Origin of the sequence: Pseudoclavibacter sp. 8L (assembly GCF_902506465.1) — a bacterium.
GTDB lineage: Bacteria > Actinomycetota > Actinomycetes > Actinomycetales > Microbacteriaceae > Pseudoclavibacter.
The window spans coordinates 1-2502 of record NZ_LR733193.1 but is presented as its reverse complement, the minus strand read 5'-3'; the positions used below and the strand labels follow the sequence as shown (position 1 = coordinate 2502).

The window sequence follows — 2502 nt, the reverse complement described above, 5'->3', positions numbered from 1 at the left end:
GTCCCGAGCCCGCCCGCCATCCGCCGTCAGATGGGGCGTTTTCACCCCGTCGCGGCGTGCAACACGCGGCGAAAGCGGCCTTTTCGCGGGTAAATCCGCGCTGGGGTGGATGCGCGCGGAGGGCGCGGAGGTGCACCGGGGACGGATGCGCGCCGCCCGCCCGCCATCCGCCCATCCGCCGTCAGATGGGGCGTTTTCACCCCATGGCGGCGTGCAACACGCGGTGAAAGTGACCTTTTCGTGGGTAGCTCCGCTGGGGTGGGGGTGCGCGAAAGTGGATGCGCGCGGGGATGAAGCGGCTGCGGCGCGCGTACTCGGGGCCCGCGCGGGGCGGGAGTAGGGCGGGTGAGTGCCGCTCGCCCGGTCGCGCCCCGCGCGCCATCCGCCATCCGCCATCAGATGAGTCGTTGTGACCCCGTCGCGGCGTGCAACACGCGGCGAAAGCGGCCTTTTCGCGGGCAGCCCCGCGCCGGGGCGGGGCTGCGGAGATATACAAGGGGTCGGATGCGCGCGGGGCTGCGGAGATATACAAGGGGTCGGATGCGCGCGGGGCTGCGGAGATACACACCAGGGCGGATGCGCGCGCGGATGAAGCGGCTGATGCGCGCGCGTGCTCAGGGCGACTCGGCCAGCTGGAGTCCGGCTCCGGCGCTCGGGGTTCGAGCGTCGGCTCGCGAGCGACACGCATCCACGATGACGTGAACCGCAGCCCAGCACGCAACGGTGACGGATGCGAGGGGCGCGATGAACGGCAGACCTGGCACGCCGAGCCCCACGGTCAGGGCGAGCACAAGTGACCCGCCGACCGCGAGAATGGCGCTGACGGGCTTCGATGCGGGGATCATCGCGATGAGCGGGATGGTGGGGGCCGCGCCGATGCAGAGGGCTGCGAGCATCCAGAGCGGCTCCTGCGCCGGATGGCCTGCCCCCGCGAGCTGCGAGCCCGCCTCGAGCAGCAGCGCGGCCACGAGGAACGCGCCGCCGACCAGCCAGCGCGTTCCGAACCGGTGGGCGAGCATCCACGTTCCGACGGCTGCGAGCGGAATCACGACGAGGCAGCCGAGGGCCAACCCGACGTTCATAGCGTGTGTCGAGTCGCGGAACGCCAGACTCCAGCTGCTGCCGCCGATGGCCAGCGCGGCGCAGAACGCGCCGGCCAGCGCGGTCAGGACCCCGAGGATCAGCAAGATCACGAAGCGGGCCCGACGCTGCGCGGGTCGGCGCTGCACGGGTCTGACTGTGCGAGCAGCGAGCTGCGACCTTCGGGCGCCTGCGGTCTCCTTGCTCACGTCGATCACGCTCAGGACGAGCATGGTTCCCGCTGCGAGCGGCATGATCGACGGCATCATGCTGGTGATGAACAGGGCGACGAGGCAGCCTGAGGAGATGATCCCGGCAAGGATCCACGCCTCGAAGCCGGAACCATTCCGTCGCAGGAGGCCCCGGAAGACGACGCTCAGCGAAGCGACTCCGAGCGCGCCGGCTACCGCGAGCCAGAACGACGTGGAGTCTCCGAACCAGGTGCTCGTCGCTCCCGGCAGCAGGTTGTCATCCGCTTCCTCCCATCCGATCGACCAGCTCAGGCGCGCGCACGCGGCGGCCGCGGCATGCAGTACCCAGAGCGCGAGTGCCGAGACTGCGGCAGGGGCGGTGAGCTTGCCGCCGTGGCGGCGGCCGAACATCATGACGGTCAGGAAGAGCAGGAGCAGGCCGGAGAACTCCTGGACCCCGGCGATGCCGAGGCGCAGCCAGGTCGGCTCCATGAGCGCGCTCACGAAGATGGTGGCCATCGGGATGAGGCTCACGATCAGCGCTGCGACCGCGACACCGAGTGTGGCCCTCGGTGTGGCCCGGGCGGCGAGGCCATGCACGCGGATCGACCAGGCGTCCGCGAGCGTCGGCTTCGTCTTGCCATGCTCGACGGCGTCCTCGAGGAGCACCGCGAGCAGGTAGTCGCCGTTCTCCTCCCGCCAGGCCCGCGGATACCAGCGAAGCAGGCGCTCGAACCTGGTACTGAGGGGTGCGCTCACCAGGCGGGGCCGAGTCGCAGAGCCGGGGAGGGGCGAACGGCAGGCGAGGGGCCACGCTTCAGCGCGGTCGCGGCGACCTGGGCGCGAGTCGCCAGCGCCTCGGTCTCCGCCACCAGGTCGTGGTGCCCTTGCGGGGTGAGCTCGTAGGAGCGGCGGGCGCGACCATCCACGATCTCGTCGCCTGCCTTCTGGATGCGCTGCTCGCGTTCGAGGCGCTCGAGGGCCGCGTAGAGGGTGGTCGCGCGCAGCTTCGCGGCGCCGGCGCTGAGGCGCTCGACGTCGCGCATGATCGCGTAGCCGTGCTGACGCCCGGCGGCGAGGGCGGTGAGGATCCAGAACGTGGACTCGGTCATGGTTGCCATGTATCGGAATATACCCGCCATTGGACTATTGGTCCACAACTCTCTTCGCCTTCGCCTTCGCCTTCGCCTTCGCCTTCGCCTCCGCGCCCCCGCTCTCCGCGCCCCCGCGG

2 protein-coding genes are annotated in these 2502 nt (G+C 70.8%); both read right to left on the bottom strand.

Going from position 1 to position 2502, the window contains the following annotated elements; all coding sequences use genetic code 11:
* Positions 1 to 614: 614 nt before the first annotated feature.
* Positions 615 to 2030, bottom strand: coding sequence for a hypothetical protein (locus GV007_RS16695; protein WP_160074615.1), 1416 nt, complete (start codon positions 2028 to 2030; stop codon positions 615 to 617).
* Positions 2027 to 2392, bottom strand: coding sequence for a PadR family transcriptional regulator (locus tag GV007_RS16690; protein ID WP_160074613.1), 366 nt, complete (start codon positions 2390 to 2392; stop codon positions 2027 to 2029). The genes GV007_RS16695 and GV007_RS16690 overlap by 4 nt, the downstream gene beginning before the upstream one ends.
* Positions 2393 to 2502 lie beyond the last annotated feature (110 nt).

Coding starts and splice junctions, on each gene's coding strand:
- GV007_RS16690 (WP_160074613.1), bottom strand. CDS start 2,392: ATGGCAACCATGACCGAGTCCACGTTCTGGATCCTCACCGCCCTCGCC.